The organism is Polaromonas sp. UBA4122, from assembly GCA_002381615.1.
Classification (GTDB): domain Bacteria; phylum Pseudomonadota; class Gammaproteobacteria; order Burkholderiales; family Burkholderiaceae_C; genus Polaromonas.
This window is the reverse complement of the sequence record DFWY01000001.1, coordinates 41,247-64,844: the sequence shown is the minus strand read 5'-3', so window position 1 is coordinate 64,844 and position 23,598 is coordinate 41,247. Positions and strand designations below refer to the sequence as shown.

The following is a 23,598-nucleotide window of genomic DNA, read 5'->3' as shown; positions in this document are numbered from 1 at the left end:
CCGCAAAACCCGGCCCCCCCCGGCAGCAGGGTGCCGACGACGCGCGCCAGGCCACGCTGGCGCACCTCTTCAAGCAGCGTGCTCACTTCGGCCATGCAGGTGGGTACATCCTTGCGTGCCAGCATCCGGGTGCGTGCCAGTTCGTCCTTGAGCAGCCGGGCCAGCCGATTTTGTGGCGCATGGTTCAGTGGCGCATGGCGCTGCGCCAGGAAGGCCGAAAAGCACAGGCCCGTGGCCGATGAGAGCAGCGGCATGACGTCGCCCAGGCGCAGGTTGACGGTGACGGACTGGGGAGGTTCCTCCCAGTGAACAAGGGTCGGGCCCTGGTTGCCCCACACGGCCAACGCCAGCGTCTGGCCGATTTTTTCCATCAGGGGCTGCAGGCGTTGCCGCGCCAGTTTCACGCTGTCAAGCCTTGACAGGGAAGCGAGCCCTAACTTGAGCGCTGCCGGCCCGAGGTCGTAGCGGGTCGTGGCAAGGTCCTGCATGACCAACGCCAGCCGTTGAAAGCTGACCAGGTAGCGGTGGGCCTTGGCGGCGCTCATGCCTGCCGCGGCGGCCAGGTCGCGCAACATCAGCGGACCGGCCGACGTGGCCAGCACTTCAAGCAGACTGAAGCCGACCTCCACCGACTGGATGCCTGCGCGCTGCGGCGGCAGGCCGGTGAGCACGGCTTTGGGCACGGTGGTGGGTAAGCCTGGAGCTACATTCATGGCATTGAATTAAAATTTGAAATTACATTTAGGTGAATTGATTTCACTTATCGTAACTCCTCACCCCTTGCGTTCCTTGGTGTGAAACCGAAGTAACACTGCTCAGCCACCCGATCAGGATACCGATGAAACTCGCCACTTACAAAGACGGCTCACGCGACGGCCAGCTCGTTGTGGTGTCGCGCGATCTCTCCATGGCGCATTATGCGACGGGCATCGCCAACAAACTGCAGCAGGTGCTGGACGACTGGAACTTCATGTCACCGCAATTGCAGGACCTGTACGAGACGCTGAACAACGGCAAGGCGCGCCATGCTTTCCCGTTTGAGCCAGCCCGGTGCATGGCCCCGCTGCCGCGCGCCTACCAGTGGGCTGATGGCTCGGCCTTCATCAACCACGTGGAACTGGTGCGCAAGGCGCGTCATGCGGAAGTGCCCGCTTCCTGTTACATCGACCCGCTGATGCACCAGGGCGGCAGTGACGCCTTCATCGGGCCGTGTGACGACGTGGTGGTCGCCAGCGAAGCGTTTGGCATCGACTTTGAGGCGGAAGTCGCCGTGATCACGGCTGACGTGCCCATGGGCGCCACGCCCGCGCAGGCGCTCGAAGGCATACGCTTGGCTTTGCTGGCCAACGACGTGTCCCTGCGCAACCTGATTCCTGATGAACTGGCCAAAGGGTTTGGCTTGGTCCAGAGCAAACCGGCCACGGCCTTCAGTCCGGTCGCCGTCACGCTCGATGAAGTCGGCGATGCCTGGGACAAGGGCCGCTTGCACCTGACGCTGCAAAGCACCTGGAACGGCCGCAAGGTCGGCATGTGCGAGGCCGGTCCCGAGATGACCTTTCATTTTGGCCAGCTGATTGCCCACCTCTGCAAAACCCGCAACGTACGCGCCGGCAGCATTGTCGGCTCAGGCACCGTGAGCAACAAGGACTGGAGTCATGGCTACAGCTGCATCGCCGAAAAACGCGCGATTGAAACCATTGAAGACGGCCAGCCCAAGACAGGGTTCATGAAGTTTGGCGACACCCTACGCATCGAAGCGAAGGGCAAGGACGGGCAGTCGGTGTTCGGTGCCATCGACCAGAAGGTCGTCGCCGCGGACTAGCCCAACCGGCAGCGCGGCCAGGCGCTGCGGCAGCTCAGGCGGCGCTTGCGATCTGGGTCACAAAAAGCCGTATGCCCCGCAGCAGCATCTCGACCGAGATGGCCACCAGAATCAGGCCCATCAGCCGTTCAAAGGCCATCATGACCCGGTCGCCCGCCACCCGCTGAATCCGCTCGGAGAGCACCAGCACCACCGCACAGACCGCCATGGTCACGCACAGCGCGGCGACCCATTCCAGCCGCCGGGCCGGGGCTTGCGAGACCAGCAGCATGACCGTGGCCAGGGCCGATGGGCCCGCCAGCGCCGGAATGGCCAGCGGCACCATCAGCGGCTCGCCCTGCAGGGGGGCGGCATCAGGTTGTAGCGACGGAAAAATCATGCGCAGCGCGATCAGGAACATGACCACTGCCCCGGCGATCTGAAGCGACAAGTCACTCAGGTTCATCAGGCGCATGAAGCCATCGCCTGCAAACATGAAAGCCAGCAGCAGCAAAAAGGCAATCAGCACCTCCCGCAGGATGACCCGCATGCGCCTTTCGGGCGCCACGCCGCGCAGGGCGCTTACAAAGATGGGGATGTTGCCAAACGGGTCCGTGATCAGCAGCAGCAAAACAGTGGCCGAAGCAAAGGTGTAAGCCATGGAATCAAGTGCTTGTTAAGGGGTGGCATCAGGCGGCTTCGTCAGCTTGTGTACAGCGTGTCGAGTGACCTGAAGCCCTTGATTTCGATGGGGTTGCCAAACGGATCGCAAAAAAACATCGTCCACTGCTCGCCGGGCTGGCCTTCAAAGCGCGCCTGCGGCTCCAGCACAAACTCGGTGTGGGCCGACTGCAGGCGCTGGGCCATGGCCTGCCAGTCCGGCAGACCCAAGACCAGCCCGAAGTGCGGCATGGGCACCAGCTTGTCACCCACATGGCCGGTGCGTTCCGTCTTGAACGGCTCACCCAGGTGCAGCGACAGCTGATGACCGAAGAAATCAAAATCGACCCAGGTCGCGGTAGACCGGCCCTCGGTGCAGCCCAGTACGCCGCCATAAAACCGGCGCGCAAGGTCCAGGTCCCGGACATTGAAGGCAAGGTGAAACAGGCTTTTCATCGCGCAAGCTTAGCAGTACCGCCCGGCCTTGAGAGGGTGCCGGTCTGCGCGAACCCCTGCGCTCACACACCCGCACAGCCCAAAGCACCCGGTGGCCTTTGAGTTGCTATTACATTAATAGCATACAGTGACCGCTGTATAAGGGCTATGTATATATTTTATTAATAAAAGAGGCAAAAATCATCTTTACCAGGAGCTCGACCCAGTCTGGACGGAACTGGATAAAAACCGGTTGACGTGCCGCCATGGCGTTGCACAATGAAGGCGCGTGCTGGGAGCTCCAATGTCCCATGCCAACATGGTGAAGCAGACCATCCGTTCCGATGCCATCGGGCACAACCCGCCAGGAGACTTTCATGAGTAACGCAGACCAGCCTACTTTTCCCGATTTCGGCAAGTTGGTGCCCGGCTTCGACTTTTTGCAAAACCTGGCCAAGCAGGCGGCAGGCAGCACGACGCAGAACACACCGCAGTTGCCCAACCTCGGAGGCTGGGTGGCGCCCACGCTCAATGTAGAAGAGCTGGACAAGCGCATCCAGGAGCTCAAGGCGGTCCAGTTCTGGCTCGACCAAAACGCCACCGCGCTCAAGGCCACTGTCCAGGCGCTGGAACTGCAGAAGATGACCCTGGCCACACTCAAAGGCATGAACTTCAACATGGCCGACGTCGCCAACGCCTTCAAGCTCAAGGTGCCCGACAGCGAGCCCGACAAAGCCAGGACTTTTTCCGGGCTGGAGATTCCGCCTTCGGCGTTTCAGGCCGCTAAAGCCAGCGCTGAACCGGTTGCCGAACCCAGTGCCAGCGCCACAGCCAGACCCGCCAAAGCCAAAACCAACAAGGCGCCCTCGGCTGCGGGCGGCATGGTGGACCCGATGCAATGGTGGGGCGCGCTGACCCAGCAGTTTCAGACGATTGCGGCGGACGCGATGAAAGACGCCGCCAAAAAAACCGCCATGGACACCCGCACCAGTGTTGCCAGCGGGATGGCCAAAGAGGCTGTGAAAACAGCCACCGACATGGCCACGGGTCTCGCCCAAGACATGGCTGAAACCGCCAGCAATACCGTGGCAGGCGGCGCGCGCGCGGCCATGAACACCGCGCTGCGCAGCAGCCAGGCCTGGCCCACGCCGGCCGCCGCAAAAACCTCATCGCGGGCAACGCCCAAGGCACCACCGAAGGCAGAACCCAAGTCAAAGCCAAAAGCGCCAGCGCGCAAGCTTGCCCGCAAAACCACGACTTAAATGGTCCACCGAGTAAATGGCCCACCGAGATCCCATGAAGCTTTTCCCCTACGGCCACGCCACCCATCCGCAATGGCAGATGGCGGCCGGTCTTGTGCTGGCGCAGCTGCGCGCCCACCTCGCTTCGCCCGGCTATGCCCATGCGCCTACGCTGGCGCTGCTCTACATCACGGATTACTACGCCGCCCATGCGCAGGACATCCTCGATCACCTGAGCGCCGAGCTGCCCGACATCACCGACTGGAGCGGCACGGTGGGCGTGGGCATTGCCTCCAACAACGTCGAGTATTTTGACGAGCCCGCAATGGCTGTGATGTTGTGCGAACTGCCGCACGACCAGTACCGCGTGTTTTCCGGCGTGTCGCCCCTGCCGCCCGCCAGCAGTGGCCGCTTCAAGGCGCATACCGCGCTGGTGCATGCGGATGCTTCAACGCCTGATGTGGCCGAGCTGATTGACGAAATGGCCCAGCGTACCGACAGCGGCTACGTCTTTGGCGGCCTGGCGTCAAGCCGCACCAGCACCGTGCAATTTGCGCTGAGCGGCCATGGCAATGTCAAGGGGCAGGGCGCGGCCGGGGGGGTCTTCAGCGGCGGCCTGAGCGGTGTGGCTTTTGCGCGTGATCCTTCTGGGGGCATGGCGCTGATGTCGCGTGTCACGCAAGGCTGCCGGCCGGTCTCCGTTGATCACGAAATTACGGCATGCGAAGCCAATGTGGTGACCGAGCTGGACGGCCAGCCCGCGCTGGACGTGATGCTGGCGGACTTGGGCGTATCGCTGGAGCAGTCGCGCGAGGCGCTGGTCAAAGTGCGCGCGACGCTGGTTGGCTTGAGCCACTCCGCAGACAGCCTGAATGATGCCCGCTCCCAGCGTGCCGGCCAGTTCGGCTCCGAGGTGGTGGTGCGCCACATCATCGGGCTGGACCCGGCGCGCAAGGGCATTGCCATTGCCGAAGTGCCCAGCGTGGGCATGAAGCTGGCTTTTTGCGAACGCAACGCCGAGGCGGCGCGTGCCGACCTGATCCGGATTTGCGCCGAAATCCGTGAAGAGCTGGAGCCGGAAGAGCTCACGCTGGAGGTCGCCAATGCCCTGAGCGCACCGGAAGCCGAATCAGCTCCGCATGCGGCCAGGCGCATCGCCGGTGCTATTTATGTCAGCTGCTCGGGGCGGGGCGGGCCGCACTTTGGCGCACCCAGCGCCGAGCTGCAGATTGTGCGGCGCGCCTTGGGCGACGTGCCGCTGGTAGGCTTTTTTGCAGGCGGTGAAATTGCGCGCCACCAGCTCTATGGCTATACCGGCGTCTTGACGGTGTTCACCGCGGGCGACTGACGGCGGGCAGGCGTTCCCGGCCCAGCGCCCAGGAACGCAAAGTCCACCTCGGGCAGGTGACCGCTCACAATGTCTGCCAGCGCCTTGCCCGAGCCACACGAGTGGGTCCAGCCCAGCGTGCCGTGGCCGGTGTTGAGGAACAGGTTGCTCACGCGGCTTCTGCCGATCAGCGGCACGTTGCTGGGCGTGGAGGGTCGCAGGCCGCTCCAGAATTGCCCGCGGCTCAGGTCCGCCGCCCCGGGAAAGAGCTCTTGCGTGCGGCGCAGCAAGCCCTGGCAGCGGGTTTCGTTGAGCTGGCGCTCGTAGCCGCCCAGTTCGGCCGTGCCGGCAATCCGCAGGCGGTCTTCCGTGGTGCCATTGCTGTCCTGGGTGGTGTAGCGGCTGAACACCAGCTTGTATTCGTCGTCGGTCAGCGACACCTCATAGGCGCGCGAAGGGTCGATCACCGGCGCCGTGAGCGAGTAACCCTTGGCCGGGTAGATGGGCAGCCTCAAGCCCAGCGGCGCGGCCAGGGCTGGGCTGAAGCTGCCGGCGGCCAGCACGTAGCTGTCGGCGCTCAGTTGCACATAGCGGCCCGAGGGGTCGGTCGCCTCCACATGGGTGATGCTGTCGCCCGCAGGCACCAGGCGCGTGATATGGTGGCTCATCAGGAAGCGCACGCCTCGCGCCTCGCACAGCCGTGCCAACTCAAGAGTGAACTTGTGCGCGTCGCCCGACTCATCTTCGGCCGTGTAGGTGGCGCCCGCCAGTTGCGGGCGGATGGCAGCCAGCGCAGGCTCGATCGTCACCGCCGCGTCGGGCGAGATCACGTGGCGCTCGCAGCCGAGCTCACGCATCTGGCGCGCCGGTTTCAGCGCGCCATCGAACTCCTTTTGCGACGTGTAAAAGTGCAGGATGCCCTGCATGCGCTGGTCGTACTGGATGCCCGTGTCGCGCCTCAGCTGCTGCAGCATGGTGCGGCTGTAGGTGCCTAGCCGCACGAGCTGCCCGATGTTGTGGCGCGCGCGCGCGGGCGTGCATTCGCGCAGGAACTGCAGGCCCCAGGCCCACTGGCGTGGATCGGCCTGCAGCCGGAACAGCAGTGGCGCATCTTCCTTGGCTAGCCACTTGAGCACCTTGAGCGGGGCGCTCGGGTTGGCCCAGGGCTCGGCGTGGCACACCGAAATCTGCCCGCCATTGGCGTGGCTGGTTTCAGCGGCTGGCGAGGCTTGCCGGTCAATCACAGTCACTTCATGACCGAGCTGGGAGAGGTACCAGGCCGAGGTGACGCCGAGCAGTCCGCTGCCGAGAACGAGAACGCGCATTTGTGTAACCTTTTCGATAGATAGACCATGCGGGACGGGCACAAGTAGCTATTATAAATATAGCAAACTGGGGCTTGATGCGGCTAAAAAAATAACCGAAACTGCGTTCCGCTGCTTGCCGCTGTGGTGGGACGGCTAGGCCATTCGCTCTCCAGTCTATCAAACCGTTGATGGCTTTCGTGGTGCTGCCTTGGGCATCTGGAAAATCAGGGCAGAATTCAGTACAGGCTTCAAAAACAGAGCAGCCCAAGCCGCCGCAAGAGCTTGCTGCGCAACAACTTGAAAAAAAAGGCGTCAGGCATGCGTGTTGATACAGCCACACCGGACACAGCCGCACCGGTGTATCCGGCGCCAGCCCACGAGCACCCGAATCAATTCGCGCTCCTGATGCAGCGTCGCTTTGCGCCATATTTCTGGACCCAGTTTTCGGGCGCGGCCAATGACAATCTTTTCAAGTTTGCCTTTACCGTGATGGTGACTTACCAGCTCAGCGTGAGCTGGCTCCCGCCTGCTCTGGCGGGGCTGGTGATTGGGGCCTTGTTCATCCTGCCCTTTCTGCTGTTCTCGGCGACCAGCGGGCAACTCACCGACAAGTTTGAAAAAACCCGCGTGATCCGCTTCGTCAAAAACCTCGAAGTGGCGATCATGCTGTTGGCCGCCGTGGGTTTTCTCGGCAGCGATGTCAGTGTCCGGGTGCCGGTGCTGCTGGGCTGTACCTTTTTGATGGGGCTTCACTCCACGCTGTTTGGTCCGGTCAAGTTTGCCTACCTGCCGCAGGCGCTGAACGAGCGTGAGCTGACTGGCGGCAACGGCATGGTCGAGATGGGTACTTTTGTGGCCATTCTGCTCGGCAACATGGTGGGCGGTCTCATGGTGGCGGTGCCCGGCGTGGGCCCGCTCTATGTGGCGATTTCCTGCGTGCTGCTGGCGCTCGCGGGCCGGGCTGTGGCGCAATTCATTCCGCTGGCACCGGCCACCGATCCCGGCCTCAAAATCAACTGGAACCCGCTCACCGAGACCTGGCGCAACCTCAAGCTGGCCAACGACAACCCGGTGGTTTTCCGCTCCCTGCTGGGCATCAGCTGGATGTGGTTTTTTGGCGCAGTGTTCCTGAGCCAGTTCCCGAGTTTTGCCAAAGAGGTGATGCACGGCAATGAGCAGGTGGCGTCCTTGCTGCTGGTGGTTTTTTCGCTAGGCATTGGCACCGGCTCGCTGCTGTGCGAGGTGCTGAGCCGCCGCCATGTCGAGATCGGTCTGGTGCCATTCGGCGCGATGGGAATGAGCGTGTTTGCGGTGGACCTTTACTTTGCCTCGCGCGGCTTGCCGTTTGCGCCTATCATGGGCGTGGCCAGCTTCGTGTCTCACCCCGCGCATTGGCGCGTGATGATCGACCTGGCGCTGCTCAGCCTGTTTGCCGGGGTGTACAGCGTGCCGATGTACGCACTGATCCAGTTGCGCAGCCAGCCCACGCACCGTGCCCGCATCATCGCAGCCAACAATATTCTCAATGCGCTGTTCATGATCGTCAGCGCGATTCTGGCGGGTGCTCTGCTGAAGGCGGGGTTCAGCATTCCGCAGATTTTTCTGTTTGTGGGTCTGGCCAATGCAGTGGTGGCGTTTTACATCTTTATGCGGGTGCCTGAGTACCTGCAGCGCTTTGTGGCGCTGGTGGCGCCACATTAAGCCCATGCCGATGGCTTTAGCGCTAAGGCTGTTTCAGCATAAGGCCGACCAGACGGCCGAGTCGAAGCCGGTGCTGTTCCAAAAACCGGGATAAGCGCCTGAATATTTGAAAAATAAGCCTGCAGCCATTATTCCACGTGCGCCAGGCGCTATTTATTCAATAGCAGCCTGAGGCGCAGGGATCAGACTGGGCGGCCAAAGAAGGGATAGGCCGGGTCGTTGTAGCCGGGGCTGGAGGCATGGCCCGGCACCACCAGCGCATTGATGAAGGCCTCGTCATCCTGGTCGAGCACCAGGTCCACTGCGCCATACACTTCTTCCAGATGCGACAGCAGGCGGGGTCCGACGATCACCGAGCTGACCAGCGGATTGGCGAGTACCCAGGCGGCGGCAAACTGCCCGGGCACCAGCCCTTTGGCGTCGCAGCGGGCCTTGATTTTTTGTGCAATCAGCAGCGACTCTTCGCGGAACTCGGTTTCCAGAATGCGCTTGTCGCCGCTACCGGCGCGCGAGCCCTCGGCCGGCGGCTGGCCGGGCGGGTATTTGCCCGTCAAGACACCGCGCGCCAGCGGGCTGTAGGGAACCACGCCCAGCCCGTAGTGAGCACAGGCTGGCAAAATTTCAATTTCCGGTCCGCGGTTGAGCAGGTTGTAATACGGCTGGCACACGACTGGCGGCGGCACGCCGGCCTTCTCGCACAGGCGATGCACCTCGGCGATGCGCCAGCCGCGAAAGTTGGACAGGCCAAAGCTGCGGATTTTTCCTAGACGGATCAGGTCGCCCAGCGCACGCACCGCTTCTTCAAGGTTTTCCTCGTGGTAGTCGAGGTGCAGATAAAGAATGTCGAGGTAGTCGGTTTGCAGCCGGGCCAACATGGTGTCGGTTTCCTGCATCAGCCAGCGGCGCGAGTAGTGGCTCTGGTTGGGGGCCTCGCTCACCGGGTTGCCCAGCTTGCTGGCCAGCACCCAGTGGTGGCGCTGGCCAACGAGCAGTTTCCCGACATCTATCTCCGATTGCCCATGGTTGTAAACGTCGGCGGTGTCGATGAAGTTGAGCCCATGCTCGCGTGCCGAAGCCACGATGCGTGCCGCCTCGTCGAAAGGGGTCTGCCGACCGAACATCATGGTGCCCAGGCACAGGGTTGAAACCTTCAGATTGCTGTTTCCGAGGCGACGGTATTGCATGGCGATTCCTTGTTGAAAAGAGGTTTTGGTTGGCTGGCGCTCAGGGTGTCAGCCGCTCGACCAGGTACTCTTTGGCGTACCAGAATGTCTCGGGTGTTTTGAAGGCAGCCAGGGTGCCTTCTTTTTCGTCCTGCCGCGACCGCAGGTCCCAGCGCACGTCGAGCACGCGGCATTGCGCGCAAGGCGGCTGCCCAACGCGCCGCTGCACCAGCGCATAGCGACTGGTCTTGAACAGCTCATTCACATCCGTGTAGTCCACCGGCTGTTCCGCAATGTAAGGAATAATTTTGGCACCCTTGATGATGAACTGGTAGCGTTCAAACTGGCCGTTGAAGTTGGTGGGGACTGAAACGGCCTGGCCTTGCAGTCTGGCGATGGTGTCTGCACGGAAGCGGCCCAGCTGCCCATTGAAGGGCGCCGTAACCCACGCGAGCGACAACAACACGGCGAAGCTGGCCACAGCGGTAATCGGGCGGGTAAGCTCTTTTTTGACCATGCCGATCACGCAGCAGACGGCAATAGCCACCAGGAAAAGCCAGAACATCGACGAATAAAGCCAGGTGTTTTGGGTGGCGCGAACAGCGCCGAATCCAATCAGGCCCATGGCGAGTGCACCGATCAGGCAAAGCGCCAGGGTAAGGCTGAACCAGATGCGCGGGATGCGGTGCCAGTACAGCGCAATCAAAATGGCGACGGCCGGCATGGCGGGAACCAGGTAGCGGGCAGACCGCTGGTTGGGCACCATGAACACCAGCGCCAACGCCAGCAGCCAGAGCCACAGTACTTTTTCTGCGTCACTCACCGACTGCCCGGAGGCTGCGCGCTGGCGAGAGCTGCGCCACGCGGCCCAGGCACAGCCGATCGAGACGGGCAGCAGCAAACCGGCATTTGAAAAGTAGCCCGTGACATTTGTCAAAAACCCGCTGCTCCCGCTGAAAGCGACCTTGAAGTAGCCCGCCGATGACTTGAATTTGCCGGCGTTTTCGCCGACCACAAACTCTCGCCACACCTCGCCTGGCTGCGGGTCGATGGCGAACCACAAGCCAAACACCGCCAGGGCGATGGCGCAGAGGGTGGCGACCTTGAGGCCGTCGATGACGATACCGCGCCTGAAAATGCGCCAGGGGGCCAGCCGGGCTCCGATCGCCTGGTAGCACAGCGCCAGGCCGAAGCCGACGGGCACCACCATGGCGAAGGATTTGTACAGGCAGCCGATGCCGAGGGCCAGGCCTGCGATGAGTGGAAACTTCCAGCGAGAAGCCAACAACGGCACGGGCGACCAGGCGATCGCAAAGAACACGCCAAACAGCCAGAAGGTCTCGGCCGCGCTGGTGAGGTAGGGCCGGCCATAACGGTAGCTGCTGAAGAACGAGAGGTAAATGATCGCTGCGATGGCCGCCATGGTGATGGCATGCCGATTCCGGCCCTCGGCTGTGCTTGCACCAGGTGCCAGGCCGACGGGCGTAGCTGCATCGCTGCGAACCATCTTCCAGGTCAGCAGGCCGACCATGAGCGCAACCGCCCAGGAATACACCACGCTGGGCAAGCGCAGATTTAGCAGCGTCCAATGCTCGCCCCAGCCGCCAGCCACCATGGCCTGCCAGAACAACAGCGGCGGCTTGGTGTTGCGCATGAAGTCATATGCGCTCACCAGCGGCAACCAGTGACCGCTCTCCGCGGTCAGGCGCGCGATGTTGGCATACACCAGTTCATCACCATTCCGGGGAATATGGTCACCGCCCAGTCCAAACAGATAGCCCAGGGCTACCGCGATGCTGAGGCCCAGCCAGAGGTAATGAGCGCGTATGCCGGGCTTCAGTTTTTCAGGGCTTGTCATGGACATCGCTGGGTGGAGTTGTTGTAGCGCTGGGGGCGCTGGGTGCCTGAATTATCGCGCGACGGCGGCGAAACGTCAGGCGGTCATTGGCGATGAAATTGGACAGGCTGGCCACGCCAATCGCCACCAGATTGGCCACGAGGTAGTGCAAGTACAGGGCCAGCCATTTGGTCAGCAAGGACTGAATCACAATCGACAAGCCCGCCGCCATCACATAGTTGAAGAACAGTAACAGCGCTGAATGATGGGCTTCGTGCTGGCGGTCGCGCCAGGTCAGGCGCCGGTTCCAGTAAAAGTTGCTGATCGTGGCAAGGGTAATCGCCAGCGCAATCGAGTAATTGAGCCGCGAATGGAAGTCTTCGATGCGGCGTAGCAGAAACTCCTGCGCTAGATAGAGCACGGCGATATTGATCACCGTGCCGCTGGCGCCGACCGCGCCAAACTTGATGAAGCGCCAGTGCGCCATGACCTGAAGTCGTGGTGGCAGGCGGCTGATCAGCCTCTCCGCAAGGGATCGAAGTGTTGACATCGGGCGTTTGATATCAGGCGCTTGCCAGGCATTCCCGCGCCTTGGCCAATACCCCGGCGGGTTCAATGACCTTGAGGCACTGGTTGTCGCCGTCGCAATACGATGACCGGTGGTTGTAAGCGGTCAGGCATGGCGAGCAGGGCCACTGGCTGTAAAACGAATGGCAGCGCGGCGTGAGCGGCGCGTACAGGCCGGGGGTTTCCGGACCAAACAGCATCAGCGTCCAGATCGGCGTCAGTGCGGCGAATTGCCCGGGCCCGCCATCGTTGGTCACCAGCAGGCGCGCCACATGAAACAGCGCCAGCAACTCGGAAATCGAGCGGGTGTAACCGGTCAGGTCAATCACCGGGCCGGCCGGCAACGCCAGCGTCACACTGGCGACCAGCTGCTGCGCCAGCGCCTGGTCGTCCTTCAGTCCAATCACGGCCACGGCGCAACCGTCCGCCACCAAGCCTTCGCACAGCCCGATGTACGACGCCAGGGGCCAGGCGCGGATCGGCAAAATACCGCCACCCGGATACACCAGTACCAGCGGTTTTCCGGCAATGCCGGGGAAGTCCTGCGCCAGTCGGCTCTGGATGACTTGTATCAGTGCGCTATCGAGCTGCACATGCGGCGGCGGTTTGCCGGCACCCATCACCGGCAATTTGGATTTAGGCACTGCTGTTGAATCAATCGCACGCGCCAATGTTAAAAACTGTGCGCTGATGTGGTGGTAAGGGTTGTAGGGCACGCGCCGGTTGATGTGCGAGCCGCGGTAAAGGCCTTCCTGCGTATGGCGGTGAAAACCGACGCGAACCGAGGCGCCACTGGCAAACGACAGCAGGCTGCTGATGCGCGAGAACAGTTCGCAGTCAATCGCCACGTCCACGTTGGCGCGGCGCAGTTCCCGGATGGCGCGCCACAGGCTGGCCAGCAGGGAGGACAAGGAGCGGTCATCGACCGTGTGCACATGGGCTGGGGTCATCACCTGCATCAGGTCGAGTATTTCGCGGTTCTTTTTGAACAGCAGGGCATGCAACTCAGCGCCGGGGTAACGTTGCTTCAGGCGCGCAAACATGTCGTGCGCCAGCACCAGGCTGCCCATTTCGGAAAGCAGAATCACCACGATGGCGCGCGGCGCTGTGTCGGCGCGGGAGGAGGGTGGCTTGAACCGGTTGATGACGGCATCCAGCCCCGACACCGCCGCACACAGCGGTATGCCGACCCAGCGGTCAATCCATCGTTGCAGCTTGATGTTCATGGCTCAGACTCCGCGCAACCGGTCGGTGCGGAACTGAACAGCGAATTCTCCAAATCGGCCTGAGTCCAGCGCATCGCGGATTTCCTGCATGAGGAACAGGTAGTAGTGCAGGTTATGGATGCTGGCCAGCATGGGGCCCAGCATTTCACCGCAGCGGTCCAGGTGGTGCAGGTAGGCACGGCTGAAGTTTTGGCAGGCGTAGCAGCTGCAGGTGGCATCCAGCGGCTGCTCCTCGGTCTTGTAGCGGGCGTTGCGGATTTTCAGGTCGCCAAAGCGCGTGAATAGATGGCCGTTGCGCGCATTGCGGGTCGGCATGACGCAGTCAAACATGTCCACGCCGGCAGCGACGCCCTCCACCAGATCTTCGGGCGTGCCCACGCCCATCAGGTAGCGCGGCTTGTGCTCCGGCAGGCGATGCGGCGTGTGCGCCATGATGCGCTGCATTTCTTCCTTGGGCTCACCCACGCTCACACCGCCCACGGCGTAGCCGGGAAGATCCAGTTCCACCAAGGCATCCAATGATTCCTGGCGCAGGTTCTCAAACATGCCGCCTTGCACAATGCCAAACAGGGCATTGGAGTTTTCAAGTTGTTCAAATTCGACCACGCAGCGGCGGGCCCAGCGCAGGCTGAGCTCCATGGAACTGCGCGCCTCACCTTCCGTGGTGATGTGGCCTTGGGTGTCGTAAGGCGTGCACTCGTCAAACTGCATCACGATGTCGCTGTTGAGCACCGTCTGGATTTGCATCGAAATTTCGGGCGTCAGAAACAGCTTGTCGCCATTCACGGGTGACGCAAACTTCACGCCTTCCTCGGAAATCTTGCGCATCTCTCCTAGCGACCAGACCTGAAAGCCGCCGCTGTCTGTGAGTATGGGTTTGTGCCAGCTCTCAAACTTGTGCAGCCCGCCAAACTGCTTGATCACGTCCAGCCCCGGTCGCATCCACAAGTGAAAGGTGTTGCCCAGAATGATCTGTGCGCCCATCTCAATCAGCGATTGCGGCATCACGCCCTTGACGGTGCCATAGGTGCCCACCGGCATGAAGATGGGCGTTTGCACCACGCCGTGGTTCAGCGTCATGCGGCCGCGCCGGGCATGCGAGCCGAGGCAGGAACCAGCCGCCCCGTCGGTTTTCAGAACTTCAAATTCGAGCATTTTGTGATTGTCGCAGGTGTATTCAGGGGGCCGGCTGAGGGGCCTGGCGGGCCAGCAACATGGCGTCGCCATAGCTGAAAAAGCGGTAGCGCTGCGCCATCGCGTGTTGGTACAGCGCCATGATGTGCGCATGACCCGAAAACGCGCTGACCAGCATCATCAAGGTGCTTTTGGGCAGGTGAAAGTTGGTCAGCAGCAGATCGACCACGGCAAATTCAAAGCCCGGCGTGATGAAGATGTTGGTGTCGCTGCAATCGGGGCCGAAACTGGCGGCTGATTCGAGCGCCCGCACGGTCGTGGTGCCGACGGCCACCACGCGCCCGCCGCGCGCCTTGCAGGCGGCAATCGCCTGGCTGGTAGCGAGGGGCACTTCAAAGCGCTCGAAATGCATGGTGTGCTCGGCGATCTTGTCGGTTTTTACAGGCTGAAACGTGCCTGCGCCTACATGCAGTGTCACGCTGGCGCGCTGGATGCCGCGCGCCTCCAGTTGCGCGAGCACGGCTTCGTCAAAATGCAGTGCGGCGGTGGGCGCGGCCACTGCGCCCGGATTTTTTGCGAACACCGTCTGGTAGCGCTGCTCGTCTTCCGCCGAGTCCTGGTGCGTGATGTAAGGCGGCAAGGGCACATGGCCATGCTGGGCCATCAGCGCATAGGGATCGCTGCTGAGCCTGAAGCGGTACAGTGGCCCGCTTTCCTCAGGCCAGCGGCCCAACAGCGTGGCGTTGAACCCGCCGTCCATCTGCAGCACCGCGCCCGGCAAGGGCTTTTTACTCACTTTCATGTGCGCGGCGACTTCATGGCCTGAGTCTGTGTGCGGTGAGAGCACCCGCTCAATCAGCAGCTCCAGCTTGCCGCCGCTGGATTTCTGGCCGAAGAGTCGCGCCTTGACCACTTTGGTGTCATTGAATACCAGCAGGTCGCCCTGGCGCAGCAGGGACGGCAGGTCGCGAAAAATGCGGTCAGTCGGTGTAGCGTCAGTGCCGTCCAGCAGCCGCGAGCCGCTGCGCTCAGGGGCGGGATGCTGGGCGATGAGCGCTTCGGGCAACACGAAGTCGAAGTCGCTCAGGGTGAATGCGCGCGTGGCGACAGGTAAAGAGGTAGGCATAGTGCTTGAGGGTTGGACAAACCCGTACCAAGAGTAGAGTAAAAGGCTGAGATTGTCGCAGCCCAAAAAAGAGGGTCCCGCTAACCCGCTAGCGCCAGACGCACGAAAAAAACGTCATCCGTGCCGGTTGCCGTTGGCGTCCACCTCCGCCCAGCAATTGGGCGTTTCATACAGGGTGATTTTGCTCAAGGACAAGCCGGTGCCATATCTGTCCTGATAGACATTTTTCAGAATATCGAAGGCGGCGCCGGCCAGATTCTCGACCGTGGGTATGCGGTCCAGCACGACGGTCTTGTGATCCGGCAGGCTGTCCAGGAATTGCCGGACCACGGTATCGTTGCGGTAGACCAGAAAAGCATGGTCCCAGAGATCGACCAAATGGGTTTTGGCCAGCGTCTTGATGTCGGAAAAATCCATGATCATGCCGTTATCCGATTGACCCTCTTTTTCAATCACCGCGCCGACCAGCGTGATGAGCAGGGTATAGCGGTGTCCGTGCAGGTTGCGGCACTGGCTGTTGTGGTCCGGGATGCGATGGCCGGCATCGAATTCCAGCTTGCGGGTAATCGTCAACATGGTGTGGATTTCATCTTCCGTTTCAATCAGGGAATCTGTAACAGTTTATGGGTCTGCAGGATGAGCTTCCACTGCGGATTGCGCTTGCAGGTTTCAATCGCCAGCCGGGTGTGCGCGCCCTCGCCTTGTAGGGTGATGCGGGTTGCTGGGCAAACAGGGCAAGGGCCAAGTCGCCGTCATTGTATCGCTGGCGTGCTAACATATTGGTGCTTTAACACCAATGAAAGACTTGCACATGAGCCGTCTGACCATCACCCTCTCCGAGCCGCGCTACCGGGCGCTGAAAGAAGCTGCGGCCCAGCGCAACAAAACCATTGGTCAATTGATCGACGAAAGTCTCGACTTTTACGGCATCAAGTCGCGCGAGCAGGCGCTCGACCTGGTGCGTCGGGCACGGGCGCGTAGCGTGTTGAGCGAAGAGCAGGCGCTCACCCTTGCGCAGGAAGAAGTGCGTGCAGTGCGCCACGCATCGTGAGTACCTTCTTCATCATTGATACCAACGTCATCGTTGCCGGCCTGCTCACGGCCCACGCCGATTCACCGGTGGCGCGCATCATTGACGGCATGCTGTCTGCCGCATTTCCGTTTGTGGTGTCTGAAGCGCTGCTGGCCGAATACCGCGCAGTGCTGGTGCGGCCCAGGCTGTGCAAACTCCATGGGCTGTCAGAACCAGAGATCGACGCCATCCTGACGGACCTTGCCCGTCACGCCATCGTGCTGACCGCTGTCAGCACCGCGGCACCCCGCGCCCCGGACGCGGGAGATCAGTTTTTGTGGGATTTGCTCGCCACCCGGACCGATTTGATGTTGGTCACCGGCGATAAATTATTGCTGCAAGACGAGACCATGCAGCAGCGGGTCATCTTGCCGCAAACTTTCATCGCCCAGGTACAGCACTGATCGGCGGCCAGCCCCCGAGGGTTAGTCGCCTCAAAACCCAAAATCAGTCTCGGGCGGCCACATTGAGGTGTTGATTGATAACCGGGATGCTATTACTGAATCGCTTGTCAGCAACGATCTGGCGTCCGTAGAAATAATTCCTGGTTGATTGTTTTATCAGCGGCACGTGCAGTGTTAAAGATGCTCTTAAAATAATAGCTTCTTGCGCATTCTGAACGGGGACTAGAGCCTGATTGGTTATAAATAAAGCGGCTCGGAGGCCGCTTTATTTGGTTCAGGGCTGGAGGTGTGGTGTCTGCATCCAGGCGAATATTTGCGAGTGCCTAAAGGCCAAGCTCGTCGAGCCAAGCCCTGACTTGGCGAAAGGCATCGAGCTCTACTTGGTCCGTTGTCATCTCGCCAAGGGCCGCAGATTCCGTCATGAACTCTCGCACCGTGACTGGTCCGAAGCCACCCTCCCTGGAAAATTTCTCCGCGATGCATTGGTAGCCTTGGAGCGCCACCGGGTCCCCCAGCAGCGGTCGACAGGCTTGTGCCAGCGCAAGCGGGCCGCCATCGAACTGACGAACCGAGAAATAGATATCGTAGGCGTCCTTGCGCTTGTCACGCCCACGCAGCGCATACCCCTTCATCACCAGAAACGCAGGAATGCTCGCCACGCGCAGATCGACGGTGTTTGGGCGGCCATCTGGCATACGGCCATCGAGTTTATGCACGATGAAGTCGCGCATCGCCACAGCGGCACCGTCAGCTTTTTGCACCGCAAAGTTCGCCAGCAGGGATGGCTTGTTTCGATCAAACTTGGCTTCTCGCGGCATCAGCAAGTCGATGATGACGGCGACAGGGTCCCCTGCGTCAATCTGCACGACCCGGCGCAGTTGAAACACCTTCATGTTTTCAGCCGCGCGTTGGTAGCCAGCGTCTTCCAGCATCTCTACCAAACCCTTGTATTCCCCGTCACCAAGCGCCTCGGCGTCAAGGCTCAAGTCGATGTCAAGCGTGCCAATATGGGGTGGCTGCGCCTGTGGAAAAAGGAGCCACGGTACTGATCCGCCGATGACGACGAAACGGTCCCGGTACGCACCGATCACCTGGCCGATTTCCAGCAAGACCGAATAGACCGCGCGTGCGCCCCGGTCATCGTAGTCATTGGCTGACTGGGGTTCCATCATGGCGCCTCCGTCAAAATTGGCGTGATTTTCTCGGCACGCCAATGCTCAGCCGCCTCCCGCCCGCGCTCACCGCTTGCCAACAAATCCAGGTAGGTCTGGATCAGCCCCGTGCCCTTGATTTCACTTTGCAGGTTGATGGGTTCCATCCACAGACCGTCGTCTTTTGCTCGGTAAATGGTGGCGTTTTCGCCCTTGTCGGTTGGTACGAGCTGCAGATGATTTTCAAGTAATTGCAGGCCTGCTGCGTCGGCGTAGAAGAACTCACCGGAGACGCGCGCAAACGGCGCAACCCGGCGCGCCACCGAATGGGACGCAAGGCGCAACTTTGCCCCCGAGGCCGCAGCGACCGCGAAGGCCTGATCAATGGCCGAATCAAGCCCCGCGCCATGTTGGAGGGTATAGGCCCGCTTCAAAAGGGTAGGGGCCTGCACGCCGTCGTCGCGCCAGGCATCGAGTAGCGCGTTCGGTTTCGTGAGGTGAAAGCCTTCTCCGGCTTCGGTCTGCGCCCACTCTCTGTCAATAAGGGCTTTACGCACATTGCTGACCTGACCGACGCTCACACCAGCTTCGGTGGCCAGGTCGACCACCTTCCACGCCTGTGGCCGCAGTAGCAGTAGTTGAAGAAGGCGGGCAGACTTCGGCGAAAAAAGAGACCGATGCGCTCGTTTCGTCGCGAACGGGTCTCGATTGGCCATGCTGATTTCCAAAAAAAAGCGCGGGAACACGATGCGGGCGTTGCCCGCCAGGTCCAGCCAACCCATGCCCGACTCGGCCAGCAGGGCACGTGAGGCCAGGGAGAGGAACGGCGCGACCACCAGGCCACGCGTCAGTTCGTGGGAGCGAGTAATCTCGCGGCCCAACTGGCTCATGGCATCGCGCACATGGCGCGGTTGGCCGGAAGACTTGCACTCGATCACGAGGCGATGGCTCTCGTCAGCAATACGGAAGTGGACTTCACCGTCGGCACGGAACCCACCGGGTTCGCCCGCTGGTTCGGTGGCGATAACCACGTCCTGCACAATAGGCGATGCCGCCAGCAGTTCGCGCAGTCGGTTGGGCCACTGGGTCTCTATGTCTGGCGGGGTTGGCATGATTTCACTTGAAATGAGAGTTTCAACAGATGCTGAATATGCCATTTCAAGTGAAATAATGCAAGAGTTTCATTGCATACATTGATTTCAGCGACTGTTGAAACACCTGCATTGACTGAATTTGAGCGTTTAAGCTGGGTGCGATTCGATGTGCGGAGATCGTCACCCGTGACGCAGATTTCCAGGAGTTGTCGCTGGTTTGGGGTAGCCGCCGAAGGTCATTCGCCTCAAGACACTGAATCGCTTGTGGGCAACGATCTGGCATCGGTGGAAATTGTTCCTGCTTGATCCGTTGCTAACGGCATCTCATATGGCAAGAACGCTATAAAAATAATAGCTGTATGCGCATGCTGATCGGGGGCTATAGCCTGATTTGTTATAAATAAAGCGGCTCGGAGGCCGCTTTATTTGATTCACAACTGGGCTTCTAGATTCAGACTCAGAGCAATTGGAATCTGACCCTAATTCCTCTGCCGCAAACTTTCATCGCCCAGTTACAGCACTGATTTGCTATATTTTTAATAGCTGCTTACGCATACTGCACAGGGGATATAGCCTCGGGTCGCTTGACCTGCTGATTGCTACGCACGCTCACGGCATAGGCGCGGTACTGGTGACAAACGACCGTGCATTTGCGCAGTTAAGCGACCTGCAGGTCGAAGACTGGACAGTTTGATCGCCTCTCTCGCAATGGCTTGGCAAGTCTGAAGTAGCGGGCAAAATCGGCGTATGACCCCGTCGCCTGCCAAATCACCGAACAAATCACCGGCACAAAAAGCCCTCGAAAAACTGGGGCTGCGTCGCGACATTGACCTGGCACTGCATTTGCCCCTGCGTTACGAGGACGAAACCCGCATCGTGCGGCTCAGCGATGCGCAGGGCGGCGATGTGGTGCAGATTGAAGGGCAGGTGACCCACAGCGAAATAACGCTCGGGCCGCGCCGCCAGTTGCGGGTGACGCTGGACGACGGCAGCGACACCTGTGTGCTGCGTTTCCTCAATTTTTACCCCTCGCACCAGAAAACCCTCAGCGTGGGCGCCCAGGTCCGGGTGCGTGGCGAGATTCGCGGCGGTTTTATGGGCCGCGAGATGGTGCATCCCAGCTTCAAACTGGCCGGCGGCGAATTGCCCGGTGCGCTGACGCCTGTCTACCCCACAGCAGCCAGCTTGCCCCAGGTCTACCTGCGCAAGGCGGTGTTGAGCGGCCTTGCCCGTGCCGACCTCAGAGAAACGATTCCTGCGAATTTTTTAAGCGAAAACATGCCACAGCCCTTGTGGAGCCTACGCGAAGCGCTACAGTTTTTGCATCACCCGACGCCCGACGTGGCGCTGGCCACCCTGGAAGACCGCAGCCATCCGGCCTGGCAGCGCCTCAAAGCCGAGGAGTTGCTGGCCCAGCAGCTGTCGCAGTTGCAGGCCCGGCGCGTGCGTGCCGCGATGCGCGCGCCCGCGCTAAGCGGCCCGGCGATGGACGGCGTCCATTGCACCTTGCACGAGCAACTCTTGGAGCGCCTGCCGTTCCGGCTGACGGCAGCGCAGCAGCGCGTCTGCGCGGAAATTGAAGCCGACCTGAAAAAACGCATTCCCATGCACCGCCTGCTGCAGGGCGATGTCGGCGCTGGCAAGACCGTGGTGGCGGCGCTGGCTGCGGCGCGCTGCATTGACGCGGGCTGGCAGTGCGCCTTGATGGCGCCCACCGAAATTCTGGCCGAGCAGCATTTTCGCAAACTGATCAGCTGGCTGGAGCCTTTGGGCATCACGACCGCCTGGCTCACCGGCAGCCAGAAGGCCAAGGAGCGGCGCGAGATGCTGGCACTGATCGAAAGCGGCCAGGCGGGTCTGGTCATCGGCACGCACGCGGTGATTCAGGACAAGGTGAAATTCAATAATCTGGCGCTCGCCATCATTGATGAGCAGCACCGCTTTGGCGTGGCCCAGCGCCTGGCGCTGCGCAGCAAAATGACCGATGACGGCCAGGAGCCGCATTTGCTGATGATGACCGCCACGCCGATTCCGCGGACGCTGGCCATGAGTTACTACGCCGACCTCGATGTTTCCACCATCGACGAGTTGCCGCCCGGGCGCACGCCCATCGTCACCAAAGTGGTGAACGAAGCGCGGCGAGACGAAGTGATTGAGCGCATACGCGGGCAAATTGACGAAGGCCGGCAGATTTACTGGGTCTGTCCACTGATTGAAGAAAGCGAGTCGATCGACCTCGTCAACGCCACCCAGACGCATGAGGCCTTGAGTGCCGCCTTGCCCGGCGTGATGGTCGGCCTGCTGCACTCGCGCATGCCGGTGGCCGAGAAAAGGGCCGTGATGAGCCTCTTTACCAGCGGGCAGATGGGCGTGCTGGTAAGTACCACCGTGATTGAAGTGGGCGTGGATGTGCCCAATGCCTCGCTGATGGTGATTGAACATGCCGAGCGTTTCGGCTTGAGCCAGCTGCACCAGCTGCGCGGCCGGGTGGGGCGCGGCGCGGCGGCTTCGGCTTGCGTGCTGCTGTATTCCACGGGCGACGCGCCGCGTCTGGGTGAAACGGCACGGGCGCGCCTCAAAGCGATGGTGGAAACCAATGACGGTTTTGAAATTGCCCAGCGCGACCTGGAGATACGCGGGCCGGGCGAGTTTTTGGGGGCGCGGCAGTCCGGTGCGCCGCTGTTGCGCTTTGCGGATCTGGCGACCGATAGGGAGCTGCTGGCCTGGGCACGGGAGCTGGCGCCGGTGATGCTCGATCAGCATGCGGAGCTGGCGCAGCGGCATGTTTTGCGGTGGTTGGGGGGGAAGGCGGAGTTTTTGAAGGCTTGAGTTGTGGCGAGTAACGTAGAAATCAGCGGCGCGCGCAGCGCATCCGATGCAGTGCGCAGCTAGGTTTTACGCATGAACACCAGCCAAATTCCAATCTTTGAGGGCTGCATCAAGCATGAACTTTCACCTGCGTGGTGAGCTTCAGCCCCAAGGCGCGGCAGACACGGGCAATGGTGTCAAAACGCGGTTGGGAGTTGGGACGCAGCGCCTTGTAAAGCGCCTCGCGCGTCAGGCCCGCCGCACGGGCCACATCCGCCATGCCGCGTGCTCGGGCCACCACGCCCAAGGCGTGCAGCAGCTCGGACGGATCGTCGTCCTCAAGCACCACGCTCAGATACGTGGCAATATCCTCGTCGGTTTTAAGGTGCTCGGCCAAATCGAACTCGGGCAGGTCTTCGACATTGATTTTTTTACTCATGGTTTACTCCTTGAAAACGAGGCTGGCAGCGAGTTTTTTGGCCGCTGCAATGTCGCTGGTTTGGCTGGACTTGTCGCCGCCGCCCAGCATGACGATCAACATCGCGCCGTGCTGCACGTAGTACATGCGCCAGCCGGGGCCAAAGAACTCGCGCATCTCAAACACGCCATCGCCCACGGGCGTGACATCGTCCAAGATGCCGCGCTGCACCTTGTCCAGGCGCACCCCAAGGCGAATGCTTGTCGTGCGGTCGCGCAGCCCTTCAAACCATGCGTCGAATTCGGGCAGGCGTTTGATGGTGAACATGGTTTATTGTAATCACTTGTTCACGTATTGGCAAGCACGTTACAAGCCCATGGTTGACGACAACGAAGAGGGGTTGCAGGAGGGTCACAAAGTGAAATATGGGAAATGGGAGACCTGACCCCTCACCCGCCTCACCCGCGGCTACCCGATCAGGCGTCTTCGTCACGGGAGCGAACTTCTGTCTTGACACTTCAGTTTCCACTCAGGAGTTTCTTCTTCTGCGTTTCAAACTCGGCATCGGTCAGGATACCTTTCTTCCGCAGATAGTCCAACTTGATCAACTCTGTGTAGACATCTTTTGGCTTGGCAGATTCGTCCTTGGTTCGAACGTCGGCAGAAATATTCTCTGTCTTTTCGATCACTATGTCGGCCCGTGGAACGAGGGCTGTCCGACGCACTTCTGGATCGTTTTTGTCGACCACCCGAAACTGGTATTCAAACTTCGCCCACTTTCCCATGACGCCCACTGGTGTTTCATGTGCGGAGATGGGAATCGCAACTTTCCCTTGATCGGCAGCGAACGCGTTTGCGTCGGCAATTACGCCAGCCTTCAATGAACTCGCACTCCCAAATATGCCGCCATGATCCTCTCTGGACAACAGGTAGGTCTCTGGCGAAATCTGGACGATGCCAGGATTGGCGCAGCCAGCCAAGACGATACTCAGTGCTGCAAGTGCTCGTTTCATAGAAGTTTCCTTATGGTGATTGTGACCGCCGCGATGGGTCAGAGAGGTCTAACGTTTTACTTGAGCGGAGGACGTCCGCTCGATGGAAAGGGTTTGCCCCGCCGATGAAAGGC

At 60.9% G+C, this 23,598-nt stretch carries 22 protein-coding genes and 2 pseudogenes; 7 read left to right on the top strand and 17 right to left on the bottom strand.

What is annotated here, in order from left to right; all coding sequences use genetic code 11:
• On the bottom strand, positions 1–659 hold a 659-nt coding region (locus B3F77_RS00285; RefSeq protein ID WP_293603036.1), incomplete at its 3' end, for an IclR family transcriptional regulator.
• A gap of 179 nt (positions 660–838) precedes the next feature.
• Here B3F77_RS00285 and B3F77_RS00280 point away from each other — a divergent pair.
• Positions 839–1,822, top strand: coding sequence for a fumarylacetoacetate hydrolase family protein (locus tag B3F77_RS00280; RefSeq protein WP_293603021.1), 984 nt, complete (start codon positions 839–841; stop codon positions 1,820–1,822).
• Positions 1,823–1,856: 34 nt separating this feature from the next.
• Here the strand turns inward: B3F77_RS00280 and B3F77_RS00275 are convergent, their stop codons facing one another.
• Complete coding sequence (locus B3F77_RS00275) at positions 1,857–2,462, bottom strand: MarC family protein (RefSeq protein WP_293603020.1); 606 nt, start codon at positions 2,460–2,462, stop codon at positions 1,857–1,859.
• Between the two features lie 41 nt (positions 2,463–2,503).
• A complete protein-coding gene (locus B3F77_RS00270; protein WP_293603019.1) occupies positions 2,504–2,917 on the bottom strand; it encodes a VOC family protein in 414 nt (137 codons plus the stop codon).
• Positions 2,918–3,273: 356 nt separating this feature from the next.
• Here B3F77_RS00270 and B3F77_RS00265 point away from each other — a divergent pair, with 356 nt between their 5' ends.
• Positions 3,274–4,158: a PhaM family polyhydroxyalkanoate granule multifunctional regulatory protein gene (locus B3F77_RS00265; RefSeq protein WP_293603018.1), complete on the top strand. Its 885-nt coding sequence runs from the start codon at positions 3,274–3,276 to the stop codon at positions 4,156–4,158.
• A 34-nt stretch (positions 4,159–4,192) separates the two neighbouring features.
• Positions 4,193–5,485 (top strand): FIST signal transduction protein, encoded by a 1,293-nt coding sequence (locus B3F77_RS00260; RefSeq protein WP_293603017.1) that lies wholly within the window; start codon positions 4,193–4,195, stop codon positions 5,483–5,485.
• Here B3F77_RS00260 and B3F77_RS00255 read toward each other — a convergent pair.
• Positions 5,446–6,789, bottom strand: coding sequence for a D-amino acid dehydrogenase (locus B3F77_RS00255; RefSeq protein WP_293603016.1), 1,344 nt, complete (start codon positions 6,787–6,789; stop codon positions 5,446–5,448). The genes B3F77_RS00260 and B3F77_RS00255 overlap by 40 nt on opposite strands.
• A gap of 300 nt (positions 6,790–7,089) precedes the next feature.
• Here B3F77_RS00255 and B3F77_RS00250 point away from each other — a divergent pair.
• A pseudogene (locus B3F77_RS00250) lies at positions 7,090–8,460 on the top strand (MFS transporter); the annotation flags it as partial.
• 194 nt (positions 8,461–8,654) lie between these two features.
• Here the strand turns inward: B3F77_RS00250 and B3F77_RS00245 are convergent.
• From B3F77_RS00245 to B3F77_RS00210, 8 genes and pseudogenes are all read right to left on the bottom strand, one after another.
• Positions 8,655–9,656, bottom strand: a complete 1,002-nt coding sequence (locus B3F77_RS00245; protein ID WP_293603015.1) for an aldo/keto reductase — start codon at positions 9,654–9,656, stop codon at positions 8,655–8,657.
• Positions 9,657–9,696: 40 nt separating this feature from the next.
• Positions 9,697–11,493, bottom strand: a complete 1,797-nt coding sequence (locus tag B3F77_RS00240; protein WP_293603014.1) for an ArnT family glycosyltransferase — start codon at positions 11,491–11,493, stop codon at positions 9,697–9,699.
• Entirely contained in the window at positions 11,480–12,022 is a 543-nt protein-coding gene (locus B3F77_RS00235) for a GtrA family protein (protein ID WP_293603013.1), read from the bottom strand. Before B3F77_RS00235 ends, B3F77_RS00240 begins: the two co-directional genes overlap by 14 nt.
• Positions 12,023–12,035: 13 nt before the next feature.
• Positions 12,036–13,265, bottom strand: a complete 1,230-nt coding sequence (locus B3F77_RS00230; RefSeq protein ID WP_293603012.1) for a glycosyltransferase family 9 protein — start codon at positions 13,263–13,265, stop codon at positions 12,036–12,038.
• Between the two features lie 3 nt (positions 13,266–13,268).
• Positions 13,269–14,420 (bottom strand): tRNA guanosine(34) transglycosylase Tgt, encoded by a 1,152-nt coding sequence (gene tgt / locus B3F77_RS00225; RefSeq protein ID WP_293603011.1) that lies wholly within the window; start codon positions 14,418–14,420, stop codon positions 13,269–13,271.
• Positions 14,421–14,442: 22 nt separating this feature from the next.
• Positions 14,443–15,525, bottom strand: a complete 1,083-nt coding sequence (queA, locus tag B3F77_RS00220; RefSeq protein WP_293603010.1) for a tRNA preQ1(34) S-adenosylmethionine ribosyltransferase-isomerase QueA — start codon at positions 15,523–15,525, stop codon at positions 14,443–14,445.
• Positions 15,526–15,639: 114 nt separating this feature from the next.
• Positions 15,640–16,101: a 6-carboxytetrahydropterin synthase QueD gene (gene queD / locus B3F77_RS00215; RefSeq protein WP_293603009.1), complete on the bottom strand. Its 462-nt coding sequence runs from the start codon at positions 16,099–16,101 to the stop codon at positions 15,640–15,642.
• 26 nt (positions 16,102–16,127) lie between these two features.
• Positions 16,128–16,214 (bottom strand): annotated as a pseudogene (locus tag B3F77_RS00210) (7-carboxy-7-deazaguanine synthase); the annotation flags it as partial.
• Positions 16,215–16,336: 122 nt separating this feature from the next.
• Here B3F77_RS00210 and B3F77_RS00205 point away from each other — a divergent pair.
• Both B3F77_RS00205 and B3F77_RS00200 read left to right on the top strand, forming a co-directional pair.
• Positions 16,337–16,576, top strand: a complete 240-nt coding sequence (locus B3F77_RS00205) for a CopG family transcriptional regulator (RefSeq protein ID WP_293603008.1) — start codon at positions 16,337–16,339, stop codon at positions 16,574–16,576.
• Complete coding sequence (locus B3F77_RS00200) at positions 16,573–17,001, top strand: putative toxin-antitoxin system toxin component, PIN family (RefSeq protein WP_293603007.1); 429 nt, start codon at positions 16,573–16,575, stop codon at positions 16,999–17,001. The genes B3F77_RS00205 and B3F77_RS00200 overlap by 4 nt, the downstream gene beginning before the upstream one ends.
• 323 nt (positions 17,002–17,324) lie before the next feature.
• On the opposite strand, the gene B3F77_RS00195 is transcribed toward B3F77_RS00200, so the two are convergent.
• Positions 17,325–18,173, bottom strand: coding sequence for a hypothetical protein (locus tag B3F77_RS00195; protein WP_293603006.1), 849 nt, complete (start codon positions 18,171–18,173; stop codon positions 17,325–17,327).
• Entirely contained in the window at positions 18,170–19,183 is a 1,014-nt protein-coding gene (locus tag B3F77_RS00190) for a hypothetical protein (protein ID WP_293603005.1), read from the bottom strand. The genes B3F77_RS00195 and B3F77_RS00190 overlap by 4 nt, the downstream gene beginning before the upstream one ends.
• 810 nt (positions 19,184–19,993) lie before the next feature.
• Between B3F77_RS00190 and recG the strand changes: the two genes are divergently transcribed.
• The gene (gene recG / locus B3F77_RS00185) at positions 19,994–22,075 is read left to right on the top strand and encodes an ATP-dependent DNA helicase RecG (protein WP_293603004.1); all 2,082 of its coding nucleotides are present in this window, start codon (positions 19,994–19,996) and stop codon (positions 22,073–22,075) included.
• A 109-nt stretch (positions 22,076–22,184) separates the two neighbouring features.
• Here the strand turns inward: recG and B3F77_RS00180 are convergent, their stop codons facing one another.
• From B3F77_RS00180 to B3F77_RS00170, 3 genes are all read right to left on the bottom strand, one after another.
• Entirely contained in the window at positions 22,185–22,493 is a 309-nt protein-coding gene (locus B3F77_RS00180) for an addiction module antidote protein (RefSeq protein WP_293603003.1), read from the bottom strand.
• A 3-nt stretch (positions 22,494–22,496) separates the two neighbouring features.
• Positions 22,497–22,799, bottom strand: a complete 303-nt coding sequence (locus B3F77_RS00175) for a type II toxin-antitoxin system RelE/ParE family toxin (RefSeq protein ID WP_293603002.1) — start codon at positions 22,797–22,799, stop codon at positions 22,497–22,499.
• A gap of 191 nt (positions 22,800–22,990) precedes the next feature.
• A complete protein-coding gene (locus B3F77_RS00170) occupies positions 22,991–23,485 on the bottom strand; it encodes an SHOCT domain-containing protein (RefSeq protein ID WP_293603001.1) in 495 nt (164 codons plus the stop codon).
• Positions 23,486–23,598 lie beyond the last annotated feature (113 nt).

Coding starts and splice junctions, on each gene's coding strand:
- queD (WP_293603009.1), bottom strand. CDS start 16,101: ATGTTGACGATTACCCGCAAGCTGGAATTCGATGCCGGCCATCGCATC.
- queA (WP_293603010.1), bottom strand. CDS start 15,525: ATGCCTACCTCTTTACCTGTCGCCACGCGCGCATTCACCCTGAGCGAC.
- B3F77_RS00245 (WP_293603015.1), bottom strand. CDS start 9,656: ATGCAATACCGTCGCCTCGGAAACAGCAATCTGAAGGTTTCAACCCTG.
- B3F77_RS00275 (WP_293603020.1), bottom strand. CDS start 2,462: ATGGCTTACACCTTTGCTTCGGCCACTGTTTTGCTGCTGCTGATCACG.
- B3F77_RS00270 (WP_293603019.1), bottom strand. CDS start 2,917: ATGAAAAGCCTGTTTCACCTTGCCTTCAATGTCCGGGACCTGGACCTT.
- B3F77_RS00230 (WP_293603012.1), bottom strand. CDS start 13,265: ATGAACATCAAGCTGCAACGATGGATTGACCGCTGGGTCGGCATACCG.
- B3F77_RS00260 (WP_293603017.1), top strand. CDS start 4,193: ATGAAGCTTTTCCCCTACGGCCACGCCACCCATCCGCAATGGCAGATG.
- B3F77_RS00195 (WP_293603006.1), bottom strand. CDS start 18,173: ATGATGGAACCCCAGTCAGCCAATGACTACGATGACCGGGGCGCACGC.
- recG (WP_293603004.1), top strand. CDS start 19,994: ATGACCCCGTCGCCTGCCAAATCACCGAACAAATCACCGGCACAAAAA.
- B3F77_RS00170 (WP_293603001.1), bottom strand. CDS start 23,485: ATGAAACGAGCACTTGCAGCACTGAGTATCGTCTTGGCTGGCTGCGCC.
- B3F77_RS00235 (WP_293603013.1), bottom strand. CDS start 12,022: ATGTCAACACTTCGATCCCTTGCGGAGAGGCTGATCAGCCGCCTGCCA.
- tgt (WP_293603011.1), bottom strand. CDS start 14,420: ATGCTCGAATTTGAAGTTCTGAAAACCGACGGGGCGGCTGGTTCCTGC.
- B3F77_RS00175 (WP_293603002.1), bottom strand. CDS start 22,799: ATGTTCACCATCAAACGCCTGCCCGAATTCGACGCATGGTTTGAAGGG.
- B3F77_RS00280 (WP_293603021.1), top strand. CDS start 839: ATGAAACTCGCCACTTACAAAGACGGCTCACGCGACGGCCAGCTCGTT.
- B3F77_RS00265 (WP_293603018.1), top strand. CDS start 3,274: ATGAGTAACGCAGACCAGCCTACTTTTCCCGATTTCGGCAAGTTGGTG.
- B3F77_RS00205 (WP_293603008.1), top strand. CDS start 16,337: ATGAGCCGTCTGACCATCACCCTCTCCGAGCCGCGCTACCGGGCGCTG.
- B3F77_RS00180 (WP_293603003.1), bottom strand. CDS start 22,493: ATGAGTAAAAAAATCAATGTCGAAGACCTGCCCGAGTTCGATTTGGCC.
- B3F77_RS00240 (WP_293603014.1), bottom strand. CDS start 11,493: ATGACAAGCCCTGAAAAACTGAAGCCCGGCATACGCGCTCATTACCTC.
- B3F77_RS00255 (WP_293603016.1), bottom strand. CDS start 6,789: ATGCGCGTTCTCGTTCTCGGCAGCGGACTGCTCGGCGTCACCTCGGCC.